At 44.0% G+C, this 21,532-nt stretch carries 18 protein-coding genes and 1 pseudogene; 6 read left to right on the forward strand and 13 right to left on the reverse strand.

What is annotated here, in order from left to right:
- Positions 1-59: 59 nt before the first annotated feature.
- Together GQR42_RS00850 and GQR42_RS00855 are read right to left on the reverse strand one after the other, a co-directional pair.
- On the reverse strand, positions 60-800 hold the full coding sequence (locus GQR42_RS00850; protein WP_158198540.1) for a DUF3782 domain-containing protein: 741 nt from the start codon (positions 798-800) through the stop codon (positions 60-62).
- A 67-nt stretch (positions 801-867) separates the two neighbouring features.
- Complete coding sequence (locus tag GQR42_RS00855; protein ID WP_158198541.1) at positions 868-1,500, reverse strand: DUF3782 domain-containing protein; 633 nt, start codon at positions 1,498-1,500, stop codon at positions 868-870.
- 763 nt (positions 1,501-2,263) lie between these two features.
- Here GQR42_RS00855 and GQR42_RS00860 point away from each other — a divergent pair.
- Positions 2,264-2,947 carry a DALR anticodon-binding domain-containing protein gene (locus tag GQR42_RS00860; RefSeq protein WP_158198542.1) on the forward strand — a complete coding sequence of 228 codons (684 nt, stop codon included), beginning with the start codon at positions 2,264-2,266 and terminating at the stop codon, positions 2,945-2,947.
- A 129-nt stretch (positions 2,948-3,076) separates the two neighbouring features.
- Here GQR42_RS00860 and GQR42_RS00865 read toward each other — a convergent pair whose 3' ends face one another.
- Positions 3,077-3,907 (reverse strand): hypothetical protein, encoded by an 831-nt coding sequence (locus GQR42_RS00865; RefSeq protein WP_158198543.1) that lies wholly within the window; start codon positions 3,905-3,907, stop codon positions 3,077-3,079.
- Between the two features lie 418 nt (positions 3,908-4,325).
- Here GQR42_RS00865 and GQR42_RS00870 point away from each other — a divergent pair, with 418 nt between their 5' ends.
- Both GQR42_RS00870 and GQR42_RS00875 read left to right on the forward strand, forming a co-directional pair.
- Entirely contained in the window at positions 4,326-4,820 is a 495-nt protein-coding gene (locus GQR42_RS00870; protein ID WP_158198544.1) for a hypothetical protein, read from the forward strand.
- 622 nt (positions 4,821-5,442) lie between these two features.
- Positions 5,443-5,757: a hypothetical protein gene (locus GQR42_RS00875; RefSeq protein ID WP_158198545.1), complete on the forward strand. Its 315-nt coding sequence runs from the start codon at positions 5,443-5,445 to the stop codon at positions 5,755-5,757.
- Between the two features lie 112 nt (positions 5,758-5,869).
- Here GQR42_RS00875 and GQR42_RS00880 read toward each other — a convergent pair whose 3' ends face one another.
- The 7 genes and pseudogenes from GQR42_RS00880 to GQR42_RS00905 all read right to left on the reverse strand — a co-directional run bounded on the left by GQR42_RS00880 (position 5,870) and on the right by GQR42_RS00905 (position 14,909).
- Entirely contained in the window at positions 5,870-7,057 is a 1,188-nt protein-coding gene (locus GQR42_RS00880; RefSeq protein WP_158198546.1) for an RNA-guided endonuclease InsQ/TnpB family protein, read from the reverse strand.
- 251 nt (positions 7,058-7,308) lie between these two features.
- Positions 7,309-8,121, reverse strand: a complete 813-nt coding sequence (gene murI, locus GQR42_RS00885) for a glutamate racemase (RefSeq protein ID WP_158198547.1) — start codon at positions 8,119-8,121, stop codon at positions 7,309-7,311.
- A gap of 97 nt (positions 8,122-8,218) precedes the next feature.
- Positions 8,219-10,132: an N-acetylmuramoyl-L-alanine amidase gene (locus GQR42_RS00890; RefSeq protein ID WP_158198548.1), complete on the reverse strand. Its 1,914-nt coding sequence runs from the start codon at positions 10,130-10,132 to the stop codon at positions 8,219-8,221.
- Positions 10,133-10,512: 380 nt separating this feature from the next.
- On the reverse strand, positions 10,513-11,901 hold the full coding sequence (locus tag GQR42_RS00895; RefSeq protein WP_158198549.1) for a cation:proton antiporter: 1,389 nt from the start codon (positions 11,899-11,901) through the stop codon (positions 10,513-10,515).
- Between the two features lie 152 nt (positions 11,902-12,053).
- A complete protein-coding gene (locus tag GQR42_RS00900) occupies positions 12,054-13,244 on the reverse strand; it encodes a dicarboxylate/amino acid:cation symporter (RefSeq protein ID WP_158198550.1) in 1,191 nt (396 codons plus the stop codon).
- A 270-nt stretch (positions 13,245-13,514) separates the two neighbouring features.
- A pseudogene (locus tag GQR42_RS28155) lies at positions 13,515-13,740 on the reverse strand (ISKra4 family transposase); the annotation flags it as partial.
- A gap of 476 nt (positions 13,741-14,216) precedes the next feature.
- Positions 14,217-14,909 carry a Crp/Fnr family transcriptional regulator gene (locus GQR42_RS00905; protein ID WP_158198551.1) on the reverse strand — a complete coding sequence of 231 codons (693 nt, stop codon included), beginning with the start codon at positions 14,907-14,909 and terminating at the stop codon, positions 14,217-14,219.
- A 354-nt stretch (positions 14,910-15,263) separates the two neighbouring features.
- Between GQR42_RS00905 and GQR42_RS00910 the strand changes: the two genes are divergently transcribed.
- Complete coding sequence (locus GQR42_RS00910) at positions 15,264-15,452, forward strand: hypothetical protein (RefSeq protein ID WP_158198552.1); 189 nt, start codon at positions 15,264-15,266, stop codon at positions 15,450-15,452.
- Positions 15,437-15,733 (forward strand): type II toxin-antitoxin system RelE/ParE family toxin, encoded by a 297-nt coding sequence (locus GQR42_RS00915; protein ID WP_079206196.1) that lies wholly within the window; start codon positions 15,437-15,439, stop codon positions 15,731-15,733. The genes GQR42_RS00910 and GQR42_RS00915 overlap by 16 nt, the downstream gene beginning before the upstream one ends.
- Positions 15,734-15,948: 215 nt before the next feature.
- Here the strand turns inward: GQR42_RS00915 and GQR42_RS00920 are convergent, their stop codons facing one another.
- The 3 genes from GQR42_RS00920 to uvrB all read right to left on the reverse strand — a co-directional run bounded on the left by GQR42_RS00920 (position 15,949) and on the right by uvrB (position 20,818).
- A complete protein-coding gene (locus tag GQR42_RS00920) occupies positions 15,949-17,400 on the reverse strand; it encodes a GTP-binding protein (RefSeq protein ID WP_158198553.1) in 1,452 nt (483 codons plus the stop codon).
- Between the two features lie 354 nt (positions 17,401-17,754).
- A complete protein-coding gene (locus tag GQR42_RS00925; protein ID WP_158202332.1) occupies positions 17,755-18,810 on the reverse strand; it encodes a flagellar assembly protein H in 1,056 nt (351 codons plus the stop codon).
- 4 nt (positions 18,811-18,814) lie between these two features.
- Positions 18,815-20,818: an excinuclease ABC subunit UvrB gene (gene uvrB / locus GQR42_RS00930; protein WP_158198554.1), complete on the reverse strand. Its 2,004-nt coding sequence runs from the start codon at positions 20,816-20,818 to the stop codon at positions 18,815-18,817.
- A 191-nt stretch (positions 20,819-21,009) separates the two neighbouring features.
- Between uvrB and GQR42_RS00935 the strand changes: the two genes are divergently transcribed.
- Complete coding sequence (locus GQR42_RS00935) at positions 21,010-21,501, forward strand: hypothetical protein (RefSeq protein WP_158198555.1); 492 nt, start codon at positions 21,010-21,012, stop codon at positions 21,499-21,501.
- The last annotated feature ends 31 nt before the right edge of the window (positions 21,502-21,532 follow it).

A 21,532-nucleotide genomic window follows, 5' to 3' on the forward strand; every position in this document is an offset into this window, starting at 1 on the left:
TGCCCAGACTTAATCAATCACAACGCCATCTTTTTGGTCTCATGGCTAATTATATCTCTTTACCAAGTATTTGGTTGAAAGTCAGCATCATTAATAATTGCCACCGTATCCCCAGAGGGTTTAATCACGAATAAACCTTTTCTATAGGCATAGCGATCTACACCTTTGTTAATTTCAATACCGGCGACTGCACCGTAAGCTTGATAGTTTTTGTAATGGGGAAAAGCAATTTTAAAACGAGTCAATTTTTCGATAAATTCATCCACATCATCTTGAGATAATCGAGATTTACATTCCACCACCACGAGATCGGTATCATCCACCCCTAGGATATCAATTTCCATGGCAATCCCCTGACGTTTGACTCTGGCACGGGGATAAACTTCCTTAATATCAAGGCCTTTTTCCTGAAAAAGCCGTAAAACCGCCGGTTCTACCAATTCTTCCACAAATCGACCCCAGCGAGTGGTCAGACTATCTACCGCTTTGCTGGTTCGTTCTACGGTGCGTTTCAGTTCTGCCATCGAGCGCTCGGCTTCGGCGGCCCGGCGATCGCTTTCTAATTTCGCTTCGGCAGCCCGGCGCTCAAGTTCGGCGGTCTGGCGATCGCTTTCTAATTTCGCTTCGGCAGCCCGGCGCTCAAGTTCGGCGGTCTGGCGATCGCTTTCTAATTTCGCTTCGGCAAAGATACGTTCCATTTCCGCTCGACGAAGATCGCTTTCCCTTAAACGGCGATCAAACTCCTCGGCGGAAGCGCGGAATAGCTGGTAAATATCCTCAAGGGTTACAGGTTCACTCATGGACTGACAGGGGGTGCCGATAGACGGGGGGATTTAACACTTACCTATAATGCCTAATTATATCTCTTTACCAAGTGTTCGGTTGAAAGTCAGCATCATTAATAATTGCCACCGTATCCCCAGATGGTTTAATCACAAATAAGCCTTTTTTATAAGCATAGCGATCTACACCTTTGTTAATTTCAATACCGGCGACTGCACCGTAAGCTTGATAGTTTTTGTAATGGGGAAAAGCAATTTTAAAACGAGTCAATTTTTCGATAAATTCATCCACATCATCTTGAGATAATCGAGATTTACATTCCACCACCACGAGATCGGTATCATCCACCCCTAGGATATCAATTTCCATGGCAATCCCCTGACGTTTGACTCTGGCACGGGGATAAACTTCCTTAATATCAAGGCCTTTTTCCTGAAAAAGCCGTAAAACCGCCGGTTCTACCAATTCTTCCACAAATCGACCCCAGCGAGTGGTCAGACTATCTACCGCTTTGCTGGTTCGTTCTACGGTGCGTTTCAGTTCTGCCATCGAGCGCTCGGCTTCGGCGGCCCGGCGATCGCTTTCTAATTTCGCTTCGGCAAAGATACGTTCCATTTCGGCCCGACGAAGATCGCTTTCCCTTAAACGGCGATCAAACTCCTCGGCCGAAGCGCGGAATAGCTGGTAAATATCCTCAAGGGTTACAGGTTCACTCATGGACTGACATCGAAAACAAAACACCCCTAATTATTTTAGCGATTCGGTCGAGAAAACCGAGGAGGGCAAAAACGAGATGAATATTAATAATTATAGAAAAAGCTTGACAAATATGTACAAGTATCAGGGGCGGTTTTTGTTTTTTCTAAAACTTCAAGCCCTTCTCGTCAAGGTGAAGTATAACCTAATGAGGTATTCTATGACAGCAATCCTCATTTTGAAAAAAATCAGATAAAATTCTCTTATTTATAGCGGTTTTCACACCTGTGTAGTACAGTTAAACTTTTGCTGATTAAGCTTTTCAACATCGATAATGTACCTCGTGCGAACAGGAAATGCTATAAATAGAGAACTTGTGTCGAAGCATTATTTTTTAACAGATAATTATCCTCCAACGCTGGAGATAGACAGGTTTTAAGAACTCTGTTCATGAAAAATCGATTTCAACTCATAAATCCAGATGAAATTCTAACAAAAATTTTAGTTTTTTTTGATGAATAGCTTTCTTTTTTTTTCTTTAATATCTGTGAAATTTTCAACTAGAATTTACTTTTAAAAATGGGATATATTTGTTGATAATAAATGAGAAAAACTTCCACCAGTTCTTAAACAAAATTAAACAAAATAAATTTTAATATGGTACGAATATTCTTAAATAAAGAAGTCCGAGTTACTAATAGCTCAAGAATCGTTTCATAGGTGTGATTCACTAAATCCAAAACAGAGAGAGCCATTTGATACGACTACGTTTACCCTTCTGAGTATGAATTTTATCTACAATCACCCCTCGATCGAGCATTGTTTAAAACAACAATTAATTAATATTTTTCCAGAAAACAACCATAAATTAACTTTCTATCGTTGCCTAAAAACTGATAGTATCCTCTATCGTTCACCTCTGTTTTATTATTTTACGCCCGCTCAATGTCAAACCATATTTAACCATTTAATCACCTTTTTTCCACAAATTCAGCTTAAGGAAGGATGGCTAGAATTATTATTAGATCAGCAATTTTTGTCCTTTTGGTTACTGAAACTAAATGATTTAATCGATAAATTTTTCTCCGATCAGCTTCCTCTCCATCCCGAAGGAGAATTTTTCTTTTTATTTCAATACACCCACGCTCGCTATTCTAGTTTGTTACAACTGCTCAATCGGGAAAAAATTAGTTTAACCGAGCCAGAACTATTATCATGGCATCATCCCGCCGAAATAGCCTTAATACTGCAAATTTTAACCGTTTGTGATTGTTGGGAAGGCCAGAAACTCTATCCCCTAACCGCAAATTTTTGCGAGGCAATGCTCAATTTTGAGCGTAACTGTCGCATTATCGGAGAATCAGCCCCAATTCAGCGATCGAGATTAATCCTGATTAGCGTCAGTCAAAAACTACTTAACCGTCTCCTTCGCCAAAAATGGCAACTGCTGCCGATGACGGAACTATAAAAATATTAACTTTTGTGAATTTAGTGGACAAAACCATCAGCTTATGATAGATTTTAATTAGTGTGAGGAGCGAACCAGAATAGAGAGCCGAGACGAAACATGGACAGTCGCCGGCTCTCTTTCTGTTGTTCAGGAATTATTTTTTTCTTGGCGATATTTAATAAAAGTGGGCAAATCAACCCGAAAAGAGGAATATTTCGGGGAAGGAGAGATGATAGGTGCGGGCCAATCCCTCTCTTTCTTATTTAAGGATTCTACTGGCTCAATTGTCTCTAATTCAGCTAAAAACTCATCGATGGGAGCCACTTCATCCCTTTCTTGGTTCTCTGTCTGAGACCAAGGCTCGATCGCAGCTGCCTTAGCGACAATGGCTAAATCTGGGGGAGAATTGCGATCGCTACCGCGCTGGAAATACTGGGCCAAGGCCGCTTTATACTGGAGGGTATAGCGTTGCTGACGTTGGAGACGGGTGCGTAATTCCTGCAATTGCTGGTCATAGTTGCACAGTGTTTGGCTTTTTTCCTGATAACTTTCCTGAATTAAGGCACATTCTCGCTCTAAACGGGCTAATTGTTGGCGCGTGCGGGTCAATTCTGCGGTCAAATTGGCAATAATCATCGGTTGCCGTTGTTCTGCTTGACGATACTGTTCGATTTGCCCTAAAGCTCGCTGTAATTGTTGCTTTTCGTATTGCAGTTCCTCGTTTTGCTGCTGGATTAGGGTATCGCAACTTTGCCAGCGACGATGTTGCTCGGCTAACTGCGATCGCAATTCCGCAAAAGCTTGCTCCCGTCGCCAGATCTCCGCTTGTAATTCTTGATTTTGTTGACGTAAATGAGAGGATAGAGCTGCCCAATCTGTCTCATCTGTTGATTGACTCTCATGCTCGACAATTTCAGCAGTGATGACAGTATCCGCATGGGTGAGATGATCGAGGTACAGGTCGGAATTATCGTTCATAAAAGCCAAAGGATGAGGAAACCTAGAAGTTTAGAGACGTTAAAAGCCTTCTATCGTTCCAAAAAAAATGGGAACCGCATTGTTAGAGACTGCCGAGCGGTTCCACTGCCGATCCTTGAGAGGAGAACACTATAAATAACTATAAGCTTATTAGGAATTTTTGTCAATACTTATTGAGAAGTTTTTTCATTAAGTTGGGGACAGAGGAGAATCGACTAATACCAAATCCGTTTTTAATAGCATGATTAACTCCCAATCCAACTTTAAAAACCCACACCCCACACCCCACACCCCACACCCCACGAAAAACTTTTTCAGCCGACCCTAGATATCTATTGATACAAGAAGCATCGGTCGAGCGGGTTAGCGGCTCGATGTGCTTCAATAATCCTATAGTTTTTATTTTCCTTGTCGTATCATGCCACGTCCCCCAAAGAAAACCCCTAGCACCCCTGAACCCCCCGAAGAGCCAATTAAAGCCACTCCTCCCCTACAACCTCTACAAATTATTAAAAAGGGTTCTAGAGCCGCAGTACCCCCCAAACCTCCGGAAACCCCTCCAGAAATAATTGAGGAAAAACCAGCGGCAGAAACATTAAAATCAGTCAGTAGCGAGATAAAATCTCCTCTCCGTCCTCGTTCCGATTCGGCTCCTCTATTCCGAAAACCAATTCCCAAAGCAGAAATTCCCGTCATCGAAAAAGCGACGGGAGCCAATGGCGAAGTATTTAATCTGACTGATTCTGTCCTCATTACCGAACCTTTCGGTACTCGTATCGCCGCTATTATCGATAGTTTTTATGCCGATGATCAAGGCGAAATCTGGGCGCGACTCAAACCAGTGGAAGTTAATCCCGATTGTCGCTGGGAACAGGCCTGTATTCGCTCTCAGGGTTTGCTAAAGGCCGAGTAAGACAGTTATCAGTTATCAGTTATCAGATTTGAGTTTTCAGTTCACTGTTTACTGGTCACTGAAAAAGCTGACGGAGTAGCGGCTTAAATCTGTAATTAATTTTGCTTAGGCACTTATTCACATAATGAGGATAACCATTGTTTTTAGACTATGAAAACCATAGAAATTAGGCTCTCCTAGACTGGTTATAGCAAATTAGTAGTTTAAATGAGCCTAAACCCTTAAACAGCCTGGAATCCAACAAAGCCAAAAGCTTTTTTTATTAAAATTGCTTTTTTGAATTCTGGTGAGCCTTACTTGGCAAGGCTTGCGTGGATTATTTTCTGCTAATATATCATAACTAGGGTCTGCTGAATAAATCTAAAAACCTTGTTGGATAATACTTTTAGACTTTTTTCCCATCAAAAAGTGCCTTAGCTAGGGGTGATCGGGGGTAAAATTCAGGTACTTTTTCCCTGAAAATTAGGTAGTTGACCACCTGAAAATCGGTAAAACCCTACACCCCACACCCCACACCCCACACCCTGCCCCCAGGGAAAACTTTTTCAGCAGACCCTAACTACTCTAGAAGAGCCAGAAATTAAGCTATTAACACAACTTAACAATATAAACATCGCAGGTGATGGGGAAACCTCTGTCTGAGGAGGCTTTGGCCTATATGAAAGCGGAGGATGATGCGGGGGTAATTATTATCAATGGTGAAATTATAACGGTTGAACAGCAGGTAACGAGAACCTGGAATGCTCCAATTAATGGCTTTTGGGATGTTAGTAGTAACTGGACAGGTAATCAACTTCCTCTCGCGGGGGATGATGTAATAATTAGCTTTCCGATTAACAATATTAACACTACTTATCGAACTGGAAATAATTCTTTAAATAGGGTTTTATCAGACGAAGCTTTTGGGATTACTGGGGGGAGCATCCCACTTTTGTAGTAAGTATAAATACTTAAGCGAGCGGGAGAAGACAAATAGGAGATAATGTAAACATCCTCATTATCAGTAGTTGACATCCTCACCGCCGTAAACGGACGGTGATTCCCAAACCTCACGATTTAGGTTTCTGCTTCTTTCCCTTGCGGGGTTCCGCACCTGCCTTAACAGATTTACTCTGTTCTGGTCTTATGGTCGCTCTACAGACTGACACCGCAAGTCCTGCGGCCAAAATATTTTTACTAGCGTTAATATCTCGGTCATGGTGAGTCCCACAGTCTGGACAATCCCATTCTCGAATATTTAACGGCATTTTCTCAGCAATATACCCGCAATTACTACACCGCTTAGAACTAGGAAACCATCTATCTACTTCGATGTAATTTCTTCCATACCAACGGCATTTGTAGGCTAATTGTCGAGTTATTTCTCCCCAACTAACATCAGATATTGCCTGAGATAATTTCGGGTTTTTGACCAGATTCTTGACGGCTAAATTCTCAACCACAATCGTTTGGTTTTCACGGACTAATTGAGTGGTTAGCTTGTGTAAATGGTCTTTTCTGCTATCGGTAATTTGGGCGTGAATTCTGGCTACTTTGATTCTCGCTTTTTCCCGATTCTTTGACCCTTTCTGTTTTCTAGAAAGGCTTTTTTGTGCTTTTCGCAGTCTCTGATAATGCTTTTTAAAATGCTTAGGATTAGATACTTTGTCACCATCGCTGGTAATCACAAGGCTACTAATTCCTAAGTCAATTCCGATGGCTTTATCTGTTACTGGTAAAGGCTTAATCGTTGGGTCATCAAATCTTATTGAAATATGCCAACGCCCAGAGGGATGCAATCTGACTGTTACTGTACTTGGTTCACAGCTTTCTGGGATTTGTCTTGACCATCGAATAGGTAAAGGTTCTGTGCATTTAGCTAAATAAATTTGTTTGTCTTTAAATTTAAAAGCTGACTTAGTAAATTCGGCACTTCCTCCCTGATGTTTTTTCCTAAAGTTAGGATACTTAGTACGACCAGCAAAGAAATTAGTGAAAGCTGTTTGTAGGTGTCTTAACCCTTGTTGTAAAGGTACAGAGCTTACTTCGTTTAAAAACTCTAATTCTTCTTGCTTTTTCCACTCGGTCAACATTGAAGAAGTTTGAGCGTAGCCTACTCTTTCTTGCTTTTCGTACCATGCTTGTGTTCTGAGATGGAGAGCTTTGTTGTAAACCAATCTTACACAGCCCAAAGTGCGCCGCAATAGCGACTCTTGTTCTGGTGTGGGGTAAAATCGAAACCAATAGGCTTTTTCCATGGGGAGCATTTTAGCATATATGGTGTAAATGCGCTAGTATTTAACGGTAAAGCCGTCGTAGAACGACGGGGTTTCAGACCCAAAATTTTCGATGAAAATATCAGGAGCGCAGTGGAAAGCGGAAAATGTCCCGCAGTATCTAAAATTACCTAAGTATTTATACTCATGGCATGAATGGGATGCTCCCGTTTCCTACTGTCTTTTCACTGATTACTGCTCACTGATTACTGCTCACTGAAAAAGGCTGGCGGCTATAAAACGGGGACGGGCAAATAAACCTTTTCTACCGTAGGAGAAAACCCTAGCCATTGACGAGATAAACGGGCAAAAGTGTTAGGATCACCGCTAACTGCGAAGTTAGTAGGTAGGGGTGTTTCGGGATTTTTTAGACCTAATAATTCTAGCTCTTTTTCCGCCGCTCGCACAACGGCAGCGGCGGGATCTACCAAGCGCACGGAACTAGGTAAAAGACGACGTAAAACCGGGGAAAGATGGCGATAATGGGTACAACCATAGACCAGAGTATCAATATTTTCTGCTAGTAAAGGCTGAAGATATTCCCTAGCCACTTGTGTGGTGTAGGGGTCAAAAATGCGGTTAGCTTCGATCAAGGGGACAAATTCAGGACAGGGAATTTGCCAAACTTGGGCAGTAGGATCGATTTCTTGAATCGCCAGTTTATAGGCATTACTTTTAGCCGTAGCGGGGGTAGAAATCACCCCAATGCGCTTTCCTTTTTGAACGGCAGTTTTGGCACCGGGTAAAATTACCCCTAAAATTGGTAAATCTTTAAATTCGGCCTGTACTTCTTCTAAAGCCAAGGCGGAACTGGTATTACAGGCCATAATCACCATTTTCACCCGGCGCTCGCTCATCCAAGTGAGAATTTCCAGGACAAATTCGATAATTTCCCCTTTAGAACGGGTTCCGTAGGGAAGTCTAGCGGTATCAGCGAAATAGAGAATCGATTCTTGGGGCAGTTGTCGATACAACTCCCTTAAAACGGTCAGTCCACCCACACCACTATCAAACACACCAATCGGACTAAATTGTGATTCTCTCATAGATATCGAGGAAAACGCTGATCTAAAGTAGCTTTATTTGATGATATTAAAACACGGATTTTTTGATTGGTAAACGAATGCTCCAATCATTTAATCATTAACGGAGATTTCGTTGAATATATTCAATAATCCCCCTTGCGATCGCCGATGCCATTTGTCTTTGAAAGTTGGCATTGGCTAATTTAGCAGCATCCTCAGCGCCGGTAACGAAACCCACTTCCACGAGGGTGGAGGGCATTTTCGAGGTTCTCAGCACATAGAAACGCGCCCGACGCACCCCCCGATCGCGCATATCGACACTGCGGACAATATTGCGATGGATGGTATCCGACAAACGGCGATCGCCGAAGTAATAAACTTCCAATCCGTTGACATCCGGTCGTGCTTTCCCCATGGAGTTAGCGTGGATACTGACAAACAGGTCGGCATCGATCTGGTTAGCCAGATCCGTGCGACCTTGCAGGGTGACAAAAAAGTCGCTATCTCTAGTTAGACGCACATCGATGCCCTGTTGTTGCAGGATGCGGGTAACTTCTAGGGAAATGGGCAGAATTACGTTTTTTTCCTGAAGGCCACCAATTCCGATCGCTCCCGGATCCTTACCACCGTGGCCTGGATCTATGACCACTAGAAAGCGGCTATTGCCTTGTCGGGGGGGATTAGGAGTGGGGTTAGAGGGGCGCGGAGGTGGGTTAAATTGCCCCGTATTCGGGGGTAAGGGAACAGGGATAGTAGTGGAGTCAGGAACCTGAGAAACGGGGCTAGAAACGGGGCTAGAATTGGGGGAGGAAAGCAATTCTAGGGCTAGGGTTTGACTGTCCGATTGATTGAGTTGACCTAGTTGAAATCCTGCCGCGGTCTGTACCAAAATCAGCACCCTATTGGCGCTTTCCTGACGTACCCGCAATTGATAGATAGGACTATTGCGACCGAAGCGCGGACCACGAAAAGACTCGGCTAACTTAGCATTTTCGATGCGTAGTTCATAGACACCATCCCGGTTAACAGTGCCGTTAGCTTTCAGGGGTAAATCCGCGCGAATTAAGAGGCGATCGTTATTGCCCGTCAGATCGATCGAGGAGATCGTAGCCAAACGATTATTGTTAGAAGCGGAATTACTGGGAGTTTTCGGGGGGGGATTGTTGGGGCGAGGATTGGGATTCGTGGCCCTAGTGGGGGGGGGAGAGGAGATATTATCCACAGAACCCAGACCACCCCTAGGCAGTAAAACCAAGCCACCAAAACGACTATAGAGAGCTTGCCAATCGGGACTATCTTTATTAACGCTTAGGGAAATCTTGGCCCGTTGATTGGCCGTCTGACTGAATTGAATATCGCCGACCCCATAGCGATTGACGGGGATAGTTTGACCGGTGAGACTACCGGGTAAAGTGGCCCCGGGTAATTCAAATTCGATTTTTTTGCCGTCGCGGCTGCGTTGACTGCGGATCGATCGCTCATCACCATTTTGCTCTAAACGGACAAAAAGACCATTGCGAGTTACCTGAAAATCATCGTTGTTGTCCGTCTGGCTAACTGGAGGTGGGGGAGTGGGACGGGTGGAACCTTGGTTGGGGGTAGGTGTGGGAGCGGGGGTGACGGGGGGTTCTGTTTGCTCACTAATCGGTTGGGGTTCTGGCAGTTCCACTGTCCATTGGGTGGGCGAAATTCCGCGAATTTTTACCTGTTGAGGATCGACGGTGTAGCCGGGGGCCAATTCAATCACTAAACGGGTAGTTTCCGCATCAAATTGACCGATACGGACACTTCTGACGATATTGCCAATGGGCCGGTTGATATTGGGTTGCCCTAATTTGATCCCGGGCAGATCGATCACGATCCTGGTGGGGTTAGTGATCATTTGCGCTCGCGGTTGCACTCGATTGTCGGTGGTGAACACCAGACGATTCTCATTGGTGTCGAATCGCCAAAAGACGAGCTTGCCCGCCCAAGCAGGGGCCGCCACCAGCAACCAAGTTAATGCGCTTAGGAATAACCAATGAAATCTCACGATCGATGCTCCCGTTGCTCAGTTATCAATTACCTTTTTTCGGTAAAAATGGACGATTTTGTCGATTTTTGGCCATCCATAGCTCCGTTAATGCTCTGAGAATGACTATCAATAAAAACAAGCTTATGGGACGTTGGCTTGGTCTGCTATGTTTCTTATCAGTAATCAGTCATCAGTTATCAGTCATCAGTTATCAGCTTCTGAAGGTAAGAGGCAAGAGGCTACAAAAAAGAATCTGGCAATTCTCCTACCTAAAAATAAGGTTAGAAACTAAGTACATCAAAGCTTTTAGCTTAACAAATTAGGATTTAGATTCGGCCTTTGTTATCAATGAAAAGACAGTGCTGTTAGTGCCACTTAACACTGCCACTGGTAACTGCTCACTGCTCACTGCTCACTGATTGAGGACTGGCGGTAGGTTCTTTAAATACTAACCTTAACAGGGGCGGAGCGATAAAGGTAGTCAAGATCACCATCATAATAATGGCCGCATCGGTAGCGGGGGATAAAGCGCCACTAGCAGCCCCGACTCCAGCAAAGACTAAACCCACTTCACCCCGAGGAATCATGCCAACTCCGATCGCCAAGCGATTGAGTTTTTCCTGACTGAAAACGGCTAACCCCGTCACCACTTTACCCAAAATAGCGACGACAATTAGGAAAGCGGCCAAGACTAATCCTTCTCGATTAGTGGGAATAGCGGGATTAAGGACACTTAAATCGGTTTTTGCCCCCACACAGACGAAAAATATCGGTACAAATAAATCGGCGATCGGGAACACTTGTGCTGCCAATTCCGAGCGCTTTTCCGTTTCCCCTAGGACTAGGCCCGCGGCAAAGGAACCGAGAATCGCTTCTAATTGGATAACTTGGGCAATATAGGCAAGAATAAAAGCAAAAATCAGGGAAACTAAGAGCAATTGTCCCCTAGTTTTCATGCTATTAACTAATTGAACGTAAAAGGGGCTTAAAAAACGACCGATCAGGATCGCCCCGATCACAAAAGCGCTAGAACTAATAACTAGATAAATTACTTTGCTAATCTGCACTTCTCCGGTCTTCACCAAAGAAGCAACGATAGCGAGAACTATAATACCGAGAATATCATCGAGAACCGCTGCCCCGATGATAATTTGACCTTCTTTCGCCGATAACTGCCCTATTTCTGCTAAAACCTTGGCGGTAATGCCGATACTGGTAGCGGTTAAAGCTGCCCCGGCAAAAATAGCGGGAATGGTGGCCAGATGGAAAATATAGATTAAACCCAAAGTACCCACCAAAAAGGGAACTGTTACCCCCACCACTGCGACGACGGCTGCCTGTGGACCGACGCGAATTAATTCCTGCAAGTCTGATTCTAAACCAATCTCGAAGAGGAGGATAATTACCCCCAATTCCGAGAGGACGGAAATCACCCCACTGGCAGCACTAAAAACGGCGGGAGATTGCTCTGGGGTGAGGGGTGAAGTGGATTCTAGGAAATGAATGAGAAGAGAATCCTCGAATCCCGCACCACCTTCGGGAAAAACCAGTAATTTTAGGGCAGAAACACCGATAATCACGCCACCGACTAATTCTCCTAACACGGGAGGCAAGTTGAATCGGACGCATATTTCCCCCCCCAGTTTACAGGCGAAATAAATAACGGTCAAACTCAGCAGCACTCCGGCTAAAACTAAGGCACTATCGGCAGTTTCGGCTGTAGCTGCCGAGGCTAACAGGGGAAGATGAGGACTCCAAGCGGAAGAAAGGAAAGGCTGTAGTATCATCGCTCGCTCAAAATTACTCCCAATACTCTAACAAGCTTGCGGCCTATTCAGTTATTCCCGATCAAAGTTTGCCCCCTGTCCAGCTTCTACGAGGGGCCTTTCGTGGCCAGGTGAGGCTAGTTTTTTGATTCTAGGGATTTTTCCCTTTCTCCTCATTCCCAGTAATTGAGCAGAATGGCATTAACCGTATTACCGATCACATTTAATACGGTTTTAAAGCCATCGGTCAAGCGATCGACCCCTGCAACTAAAGCAACTCCTTCTAAGGGTAAACCCGCCGCCGATAATACAGTAGTCATGGTAATTAATGCGCTGCCCGGAACCCCCGGGGTACTAAAAGAAACCAATAAACCACTCAATGCGATCGCTAATAACAAAGAGGGACTTAAAGGAACTCCATAGACCTGAGCGATAAAAAGAGCATTAAATCCCTGTAAAATTGCCGAACCATCGCGTTTTAGTACCGTTCCCAAGGGAATAGCGAAACTGGCAATATCTTCGGGTAAACCGTATTCTTGAATTTCCCGCAAAACCACGGGTAAAGCGGCGTTAGAACTAGCAGTACCGAAAGCTAAGGATAAAGATTCCGATAAAGAAGCAAAAAAGCGTCGAGGTTCTCCTTTGAGGGCAAAAAGGAGCAAAACATACACCTCAATCATCAAGGCACTAGCCAAAAACAGACCAAAAACATAGAAAAAAAGTCTCGCCACTAATTCTAATCCCTGGGTGGCGATAACCGAAGCAATCAGGGCAAATACCCCCACAGGTGCTAGATAAAGAATCACCGATAGGATTCTCTCGCTGATTAGATAAAGACTGTCTATCAAGAGAATAAAAGGTTTTGCCCCTTCTTTGGCCAGTCCGATGCCGATACTAAATAAAACTCCCGTCACGATTACCTGTAAAAGATTGCCCCCGGTAAGAGCTTCTAGGGGATTAACCGGGATTAAGCTAATCAGCCAATCTCTCAAGGATACCGGTGCATTAGTGGTCATGGCGGCATTAGTGGCAAATCCCTCTAAACCTATCCCCGGTTTTAATAGCAACGCCGTGGCCATGCCAATTAATAGTGCAAATGTACTGGTTAACAGATAACCAGTCATCAATCTGAGTAAATATCTACCGATCCGCGCCGCATTCTGTACCCGGGTTAATCCTAAAATAAGGGAAGAAAAAACGATCGGAACCACCACAAATTGAATTAAGCGCAGAAAAACCTGTCCCACCGGCGTGAGAATATAGTCATCTAAAGGCAGAATTAGCGCAGGAAAAAAGCCATTAAGCAGCGCACCGAAAACAATTCCCGCACCGAGGGCGACTAAGATCAGGGTAGATAAATTCATCGGAAATCTTGGGTCTGAAACCCCGCCGTTCTACGGCGGCTCTGTGTTAAATTGTATACGGTCACTAGCCCACCCGTAACGTAAAGAGAAAAGATAGCCTAAAACTGACGAAATCTGCTTCACACCAATGGCGCAAAAAGCTCAGTAGACCAAGAAAAGAGACTAAAGCAATCATGGACATTCTAAACTTTGAATCAACCAACAGAGAATTCCGTTTAGATTTCAACACATAAGAACCGCAGGAGGGTGCATCTCGTATTTGTAAAAATATCATCTGGACAAGACACCATTAAGATAGGCACAACGTAAAGGTAGAAGAGAAGAAATGTTCTCATTTTCCGCTTTCCAATTTGTTTAATCCCCGATTCAATCGCACCTGAACCTAGAGAAAAAACCTGTTCTTTTTGGGAATAATCATCATTAATCAGGCAATGTTTATGAGTTGCCAAATATTGGCAAAAATTCTCTGTCTCTTTTTTTTCAACCCAGAAAACAATTTCTCTGAGGAGTCGTGTGATGTTTTCAGATCACCCACGGTTTTGGGGTGTCAAACCATCCACCCAGGGCTTACGGTCGAATCTATTCTCAATAAGTCTTACTTGTTGCTGTGACTAATTAGAGCTTGCTGAAAAAGTTTGTTGGTGGGGTTAGGAGTCGGTCGTTAGGAGTCAGGATTCGGTCGGGGAAGTCAGAATAACAGAATGACCTCGTGCGCCAGGAAGCAGAACCCTTTATGTTCTTGCGTAGCGAGCGCTTTGCGTTCGCCTCCGGAAAGTGCAAGGGTTTTGAGTCCCTCCGCTCGATTTCTCGCAGAAGTTATTAAAAGATGGCGAAGGCAATTAGCCCCTACAATAATATTATTGCGGCAATGGTAGGGGCGCATCGCGTGCGCCCAAAATCTAATATAGATATTTCGACCAAATTGAGATGCAGTCTTCATAGCTTGATTCAGCAACACCAGCAGCAGAAAAATTAATTCTGACTCAAAAATAAACTGGGCAATCCGATCAGATTATCTTGCTTAAAAAAGATCGAATTTTGTTGTCGTAATTTACCGATTAATCTTGTTACTGTTACTCTAGTAGTGCCGATGGCGCTGGCAATTTGAGCGTGAGTTAGGGGATAGGGGAGATAATAGCCTTCCACACAGGGTTGACCGTATTCTTCCAATAATAAAACCAAGAACCCCATTAATCGATCGAGGGAGCGTTTTTGACCGAGAATACTTAACCAAAATAACTTACGCTGGTACTGATGGCGAAAAGTTTCCATAACAGCTGATCGCAATTGCGGCCAGCGTTCTAGGTCTTCCCAGTATAACCAGACTAACTCGGTCTTGTCTAGATGAGCTTGGGCTTGTAATTGAAAGGGAAATTGAGAAACAATCTCAAAAGGTTGACCTGCACCCACAAAACCGAGAAATACTTCCTCACTATCGGCAATAGGTAGTTGACGGGGGGATTTTTGGTCAATAACGTTAACTTGTGCCTTACCAACAATACGAATCGCCCCAGATTCCACAAAGTATAATAGCCCGGGGCGCGTGGCTACTCTTTCATCTTTGGCAAAGGTATGGTGACGATAATGGGATTTTGCCCAGTTAAAGATTTCTGTTTCTTGACCGATTAAGGGGATGAAATCCGACGAAGGAACCGAAAAAGACATTAAAATTAATAACCCACTGGGGCGTTAAGGGAACTGTAAACTAATGTAACAAAAAATTTCTGCGATTGGGGGGAGTCTTGTCGCCGCTGGATGGTTATTGGTCAATAATCCCTAAAAGTTGCCAAGAGTGGGCAGATAGAAGAATTATTAAGTATTCTTGGCAGTATCCCCGCCCCAATGTTACAAAAGCTAGATAATCACCCTATCTATTCTTAACTTTTTCTCGCTTTTCCGGGGACTATGGCTTAGGATAGGATGCGTAACTATATTTTTCTATCTGATGATAAATGATAGATGATAGTTGATAGATAACTTAAATTTATACTTTTCCTGAAAAACTTCGGTAAAACTTGTATGAATAGCATTAGACAAAAAATTGAATCCCTCTTGAATCAATTACCAGATGATTGTTCAATTGAAGATATTCAGTATCATTTATACGTTCTAGAGAAGGTGCGTCAAAGTTTGAACGCTGCCTCTCTAGAGAATACAATCCCCCAAGAAGAAGTTGAGGGTCTTTTAAACAAATGGCTGATCGAGTGAATTATCGCCTTGTCTGGTCGCCCAAAGCAATTGAAGACGTGGATGCGATCGCATCTTACATTAGTCGAGATTCCCCGTCCTACGCGGCGGCCGTCGTGCGCCGAATTCTTGATATCAGCTATTCTTTAGAAAATTGTCCCCTAGAAGCGAAAAAATGCGCCGAATTTAGCGATGAAACCATCCGAGAAAAGTCTGCCTACGCCTACCGTCTGATCTATCAAATTCAAGGGTCAGTTGTCATTATAGCGGCGATCGTCCATAGCAAGCATTTCTTGGATTGATCTAGTCAGTGATCAGTTATCAGTGATCAGTTATCAGTGATCAGATTTGAGTTTTCAGTTCACAGGGGCCGAATCTAAAACCAAATTTGTTAAGCTAAAAGCCTGAATCTACTCAGTTTCTAACCTTCTTTTTAGGTAGGAGAATTGCCAGATTCTTTCTTGGAGCCTATTGCCTGTTGCCTATTGCCTTCAGTTCACTGATTACTGTTTACTGTTTACTGATCACTGAAAAGTCCCCCACCCCCCAATTTTGAGCCTAATTCCCGCTTAATCCGGTTGAGAATCGAGGTTTCATCAAGGGAATCGAGAATACTGGCCACCACTGCCTTCGGGCCATCGGGTCCCCAAGTGGCCCCATTAGCGAGATAGGTTTTCGTCACTTGGCCGATTGCGTAACAGGATACACCGGCAACTCCCGCTTGAGTCAGGGCGATCGAAGTATAGGGAAGGAGAGAAATGCCGCCAGTGGCAGGAATCGAGAGACCGAGTAATCCTTTTAGGGAACTTAAGCCCAAAACCGCTAAAAATTCGCTGGCACTAATGCCCCCCATATTGAGGGCAATTTTTTGTAAAAGAGCGATCGCCCCCTGACGAGTTAAATCGATGCCGTATAAGCGAGAAAGAGCGAGAATCATGGCTAGATCGATAACTGCCCCCGTAAACAGGTCCAACACCGTCACCGGATTCACAGCGATCGCCGATGCTTTGCTCATCACTGCTTTTTGAATCAATTGATTAGCGCCGCGATCACGGATAGCCATTTTGCGGGCGACAATTTGCTCGTTTACCTCGTCCGCGTACAGCATAGAATTGAGTGCTACCAGCGATTTACCCTCTCGCTCTAGAATTTCCAAAATTTTGAGTTTCAGGGCTTCTATCTGGGGTTTTCCTCGAAATCGTTGCGTTTTAAGCCGCCCATCCGGCCCCTTGACTGTCTCCGCCAGGAGGGGAGAGGCCGCCACCATAACAATCTCATCGGGGGAGAGTAATTCTTTCACCCGTTCTGAGGCGATTTTCTCATAGATAGCGAGGCGATCGACTTCCGGATACTGATCGATTTTATTAAAGACCAAAATCATCGGTTTTCCCGCTTCCCGCAACTTGGCCAGGGCGGAAAATTCCACTTTGGTCATATCACCGGAGATGATAAAAAGGATTAAATCCACCTGCTGCGCCACCTGACAGGCGAGAATTTCCCTCTTTTGCCCATCTACCTCATCAATACCGGGAGTATCAAGCAATTGCACCTGAGCATTACCCTTGCCGTTCAGGGTCAGACGCGCTAGATTGGGGAAAGTATCATCGCTGCTTAACTGCCAATTTACCCCTTCAATGGTGCGGGTAACTCCGTGTAGAGGACCGGTTGTCAAGATTTCTTGACCGACCAGAGCATTTAAAATCGAGGATTTTCCCCGGCCCACCAGGCCAAAAGCGGCAATTTGAATCAGGGATTGATCGAGTTTTTCTAGCAGGGCCACCAAGCGCTCGATCTCCGCTTCTAGACCAATTTTCTCCCTCGAGGTAAGATCTAGATGATCAACAAGTTTGCTCAGAGAATTGCGCGCCTGATTATAATTGAGTTCTTCTTGAATAGTGCCGACACCTCGAAGCGCTTGTTCTAGGTCTTCGGTATTCCAAGCTTGATCGAGGAACGGGTCATGGGTCATTTCAGTTATCAGTTATCAGTTATCAGTGACTACCACCGGTCGTCGGTAGCTTGAAATCAGAAAGATTTTAATTTTTATCCCCTTGAAAGGGGAGGTTTGTTACCTCTTGTTCTTGGTCATGAGGAGAGAAAAAAATCTGCTGATAGATTCAGTGTAGTTTAGCCCACATATTATTAAACCTACATTGCGGTGACTAATTACGCTACATTTTTAGATGCGCTTACCCTGCAATATCCCCGAATTTGCCAGGAAAATTGACCAGCAAATTCTCGTAGATTGAGAAATATAATAATAGGACGCTGGTTAATCAGCCAATTTTCAAATCCAGTATCATCAAAGGATTGAGTTATTCTTTTAATTAGAAAAATGGGCAATTAATTCTGTGCTAGATGAATTGAGTATTAAAGGGGTAAACTCCTCTACTGGTAATAATAAAATGCGATCAATGATTACGGACAAATCTGGGTCCAAACTACCAAAACGAGCTTTCAATAAATTTTCTACCACCAGACGTTCTCCTTGTTGAAGACCCTGTTGAAGACCCTGTTGAAGACCCTGTTGAAGACCCTGTTGAAGACCCTGTTGAAGACCCTGTTGAAGACCCTGTTGAAGACCCTGTTGAAGACCCTGTTGAAGACCTTGTTGAAGACCCTGTTGAAGACCCTGTTGAAGACCCTGTTGAAGACCCTGTTGACGGCCAGCATCCAGTTCTTCCTGAAGACGGGAAGTGTATAAAGGTGATAATCTCATAATTAACTCTCTGTCCTCCTGTTCAAGCTCTTGATCGTTAGTTAAAGAAGTTCTCAAGTTTAATAATAATTCTAGAGCATTTACCCGAAAAGGATGATCCTCTGGTAACGATTCTAGCTCATCGATCGCCCTTGCTTGTACTTTTCCCCGGCCTAAAATTCTTAACCAGAGAGTTGCTTCTGTTGGGGGTAATTGATGGATAACAGTGATTGCCGTGCGTAAAGAGGGTGCTAAAAAATAGATACCTTCCCCCCAATTCTCCTCATCTAATTTAGCACCGAATCCTTCTAACAGTTGCGAGGAAGCGGTGGGAGTCAAAATCCAGAGACGGGGGATTTCCCCATCGTTAACATTCGTTTTCTGACGATTTGCTCGACGATTAATTTCTCCTTCCACTTCCAACAGTTTTAACAGACAAGTTCTAATTTCTGTAGCAGTGACAGGATTGCGAAAGGGTTCAAATAAACAGGGATTAATCGCCATTTTTCCCAGTAATCCTAGCAGTTCTCTAGGATTATTATCGAGAATCTGGGGTGAAAACCAGACATCGATTTCTCGTACTTCTCCTCGTACAACCCGTGCCGATTTTACCTCTCCTAGGGAAGATAATAATTCTTCGAGATAATCTTTGGCAAACTGGTCATGAATAAATCTAGTCATAGGTTTATCTAACATGATTTAATAACTTATCTCGCAATTGCTTAATCCGATCACGATATTTAGCCGCTGCCTCGAATTCTAAATTTTTCGCCGCTTCTTTCATTTGCGCTTCTAGTTGTTGAATTAATTCGGGAATTTGTTCTAAAGAAAGTTCTTCTATATTCTCACAAACCTGCTCTAATTGTTGGGAATTTAGACGACGGGAAATATCCAGAAAAGCCAAAATTGAATTACTCGACCTTTTAACAATCGGTTGCGGAATAATCCCATGTTTCTGATTATACTCCTCTTGAATAGCTCGCCGTCTCTTGGTTTCTTCGATCGCATTAATCATACTATCGGTGAGATTATCTCCGTAGAGAATTGCCTGACCGCGAATATGACGAGCAGCCCGGCCGATAGTTTGAATTAAAGAGCGGGTAGCCCTTAAAAATCCTTCCTTATCTGCGTCTAAAATTGCCACTAAAGACACTTCCGGCAGGTCTAACCCTTCGCGAAGCAAATTCACCCCGATCAGCACGTCAAAGACCCCTTCTCGCAGGTCTTGAATAATTTCAATCCGTTGAATTGATTGAATTTCCGAATGTAGATATCTAACTTTAATTCCCCTTTCTTGCAAGTATTCGGTTAAATCTTCGGCCATGCGTTTAGTTAAAGTGGTAATCAAAACCCGTTCATTTAACCGCACTCGCTCCTTAATTTCCCCTAATAAATCATCCACTTGTCCCTCGGTTGGCCGCACAAAAATCTCCGGGTCTAAAACTCCTGTCGGTCGGATAATTTGTTCGACAATGCGATTTTCTGACTGTTCTAATTCCCAATCTCCCGGAGTGGCCGAAACAAAAATACATTGATTAACTTTCTGCCAAAATTCTTCCGACTTCAAAGGACGATTATCCGCAGCACTGGGCAAACGAAACCCGTGTTCGATCAAAACTTTTTTTCGTGATTGATCGCCATTATACATTCCGCGAATCTGCGGCACACTGACATGGGATTCATCCACAACTAATAACCAATCTTGGGGAAAATAATCCACCAAACATTCCGGCGGTTCCCCCGCTAATCTACCCGCTAAATGCCGCGAATAATTTTCCACGCCATTACAATAACCCACTTCCTGCAACATTTCTAAATCATAACGAGTCCGCTGATCCAAACGTTGCGCTTCCAGTAATTTGCCCGCTTTTTCTAACTCCAATAAACGGTTATCTAGCTCCGTTTTAATATCCCGACAGGCCACCTCTAAACGCTCCTCCGGGGTAACAAAGTGACGGGCCGGATAAATACTAATTCGCTCTAATTTTTGCAAAACTTCCCCCGTCAGGGGATCGAGATAACGAATACTTTCAATCTCATCGCCAAAAAAATCAATTTTAATAACCCGATCCTCGTAAGCGGGAACAATTTCCAAAATATCGCCCTTCAGACGAAAACGACCGCGAGTTAACTCCAAATCATTGCGATTGTACTGCACTGACACCAAAGCGCGTAATAATTGCCTTTGGTCGAACTCTTGACCAACTGTTAAGGAAATCGCCGCTTTCAGGTATTCCGCGGGCATTCCCAAACCATAAATACAACTAATGGAAGCGACGACGATCACATCCCTGCGTTCAAACAGCGAGCGCGTGGCCGAATGGCGCAGCATATCGATCTCATCATTAATCGAAGAACTCTTTTCGATGTAGGTATCGCTGACGGGAATGTAAGCCTCCGGTTGATAGTAGTCGTAATAGCTGATAAAGTATTCCACGGCGTTATTGGGGAAAAATTGCCGCAATTCGTTGCATAATTGGGCGGCCAGGGTCTTATTATGGGCAAGGACAAGGGTAGGCCTGCCAATTTTCTCGATCACAGCGGCAATGGTGAAGGTTTTGCCGGTGCCGGTTGCCCCCAAGAGGGTTTGGAAACGATGCTGGTTTTGCAGGGAATCTACTAATTTATCGATCGCTGCCGGTTGATCCCCGGTGGGTTGAAAGGGGGCTTGTAGTTGAAAAGCGGTCATTAGCGGCTAGGTGTAGAGAACAGGCAAAATAAATTATCAATCAAATTACCAACACTGATAGGGTTTTGGGAAAGAAAGATGTATCTTAATATTAGAGAGGATTTTAAAAAAAGATTAAAAGTCTTCGAGAATACCCTAAACTTAAATCTTATCGTTTCCCCGAAGCTATTAACGGAAAGGAGTATCAGGTTATGACGGTGGAAAATCTAGAAACAAATGGGACTCAAACCCCAGCAACCACAGAAGAAAAAACCAGCAGCTCACGCGGTAAAGCTACTACAGCTAAAACCGCCAAGGATAAAGAAGTGGTCGCCCTTTCGGTGAAAAACAGTCCCGAATCAGCTTCCAAAGCCTTAAAATTCTATCAACCTGAACATCGCTTGCCCGAAAATCGCCCTGTTGGTAGTAGCCATCTTCACTTCACGGAAGATGAAATGTTACCCGGTGGTCGTCCTGTGGAAGTTAGCCATCTGAAAGTGGTTAGTACCTACTCTTCCGTCGGTGGATTGCGTCCTGTCGGCTCTAGTGGTATGGAAATCAGTAGCACTCTAGCGATCTCTGGCAATCGTCCGATCGCTCTGAGTCATCTGCACATTAGCGAAACTTATACAGTCATGGGTAATCGTCCCGTTGCTTCCAATGAAATCGATGATCCCGAAACTCTAATGGGATTTTTGGATTAATTGTTTTGTTGATCAAGATAGATGTTTTCCC

Origin of the sequence: Microcystis aeruginosa FD4, assembly GCF_009792235.1 — a bacterium.
Taxonomy (GTDB): domain Bacteria; phylum Cyanobacteriota; class Cyanobacteriia; order Cyanobacteriales; family Microcystaceae; genus Microcystis; species Microcystis viridis.

Excerpts from the sequence above, each read along its gene's own strand:
- GQR42_RS00865 (WP_158198543.1), bottom strand. The coding sequence starts at position 3,907 with ATGAACGATAATTCCGACCTGTACCTCGATCATCTCACCCATGCGGAT.
- GQR42_RS00915 (WP_079206196.1), top strand. The coding sequence starts at position 15,437 with ATGGCTGATCGAGTGAATTATCGCCTTGTCTGGTCGCCCAAAGCAATT.
- GQR42_RS00910 (WP_158198552.1), top strand. The coding sequence starts at position 15,264 with ATGAATAGCATTAGACAAAAAATTGAATCCCTCTTGAATCAATTACCA.
- GQR42_RS00850 (WP_158198540.1), bottom strand. The coding sequence starts at position 800 with ATGAGTGAACCTGTAACCCTTGAGGATATTTACCAGCTATTCCGCGCT.
- GQR42_RS00860 (WP_158198542.1), top strand. The coding sequence starts at position 2,264 with ATGAATTTTATCTACAATCACCCCTCGATCGAGCATTGTTTAAAACAA.
- GQR42_RS00880 (WP_158198546.1), bottom strand. The coding sequence starts at position 7,057 with ATGGAAAAAGCCTATTGGTTTCGATTTTACCCCACACCAGAACAAGAG.
- GQR42_RS00905 (WP_158198551.1), bottom strand. The coding sequence starts at position 14,909 with ATGTCTTTTTCGGTTCCTTCGTCGGATTTCATCCCCTTAATCGGTCAA.
- GQR42_RS00875 (WP_158198545.1), top strand. The coding sequence starts at position 5,443 with ATGGGGAAACCTCTGTCTGAGGAGGCTTTGGCCTATATGAAAGCGGAG.
- GQR42_RS00925 (WP_158202332.1), bottom strand. The coding sequence starts at position 18,810 with ATGACTAGATTTATTCATGACCAGTTTGCCAAAGATTATCTCGAAGAA.
- murI (WP_158198547.1), bottom strand. The coding sequence starts at position 8,121 with ATGAGAGAATCACAATTTAGTCCGATTGGTGTGTTTGATAGTGGTGTG.
- GQR42_RS00870 (WP_158198544.1), top strand. The coding sequence starts at position 4,326 with ATGCCACGTCCCCCAAAGAAAACCCCTAGCACCCCTGAACCCCCCGAA.
- GQR42_RS00855 (WP_158198541.1), bottom strand. The coding sequence starts at position 1,500 with ATGAGTGAACCTGTAACCCTTGAGGATATTTACCAGCTATTCCGCGCT.
- uvrB (WP_158198554.1), bottom strand. The coding sequence starts at position 20,818 with ATGACCGCTTTTCAACTACAAGCCCCCTTTCAACCCACCGGGGATCAA.
- GQR42_RS00900 (WP_158198550.1), bottom strand. The coding sequence starts at position 13,244 with ATGAATTTATCTACCCTGATCTTAGTCGCCCTCGGTGCGGGAATTGTT.
- GQR42_RS00920 (WP_158198553.1), bottom strand. The coding sequence starts at position 17,400 with ATGACCCATGACCCGTTCCTCGATCAAGCTTGGAATACCGAAGACCTA.
- GQR42_RS00935 (WP_158198555.1), top strand. The coding sequence starts at position 21,010 with ATGACGGTGGAAAATCTAGAAACAAATGGGACTCAAACCCCAGCAACC.
- GQR42_RS00895 (WP_158198549.1), bottom strand. The coding sequence starts at position 11,901 with ATGATACTACAGCCTTTCCTTTCTTCCGCTTGGAGTCCTCATCTTCCC.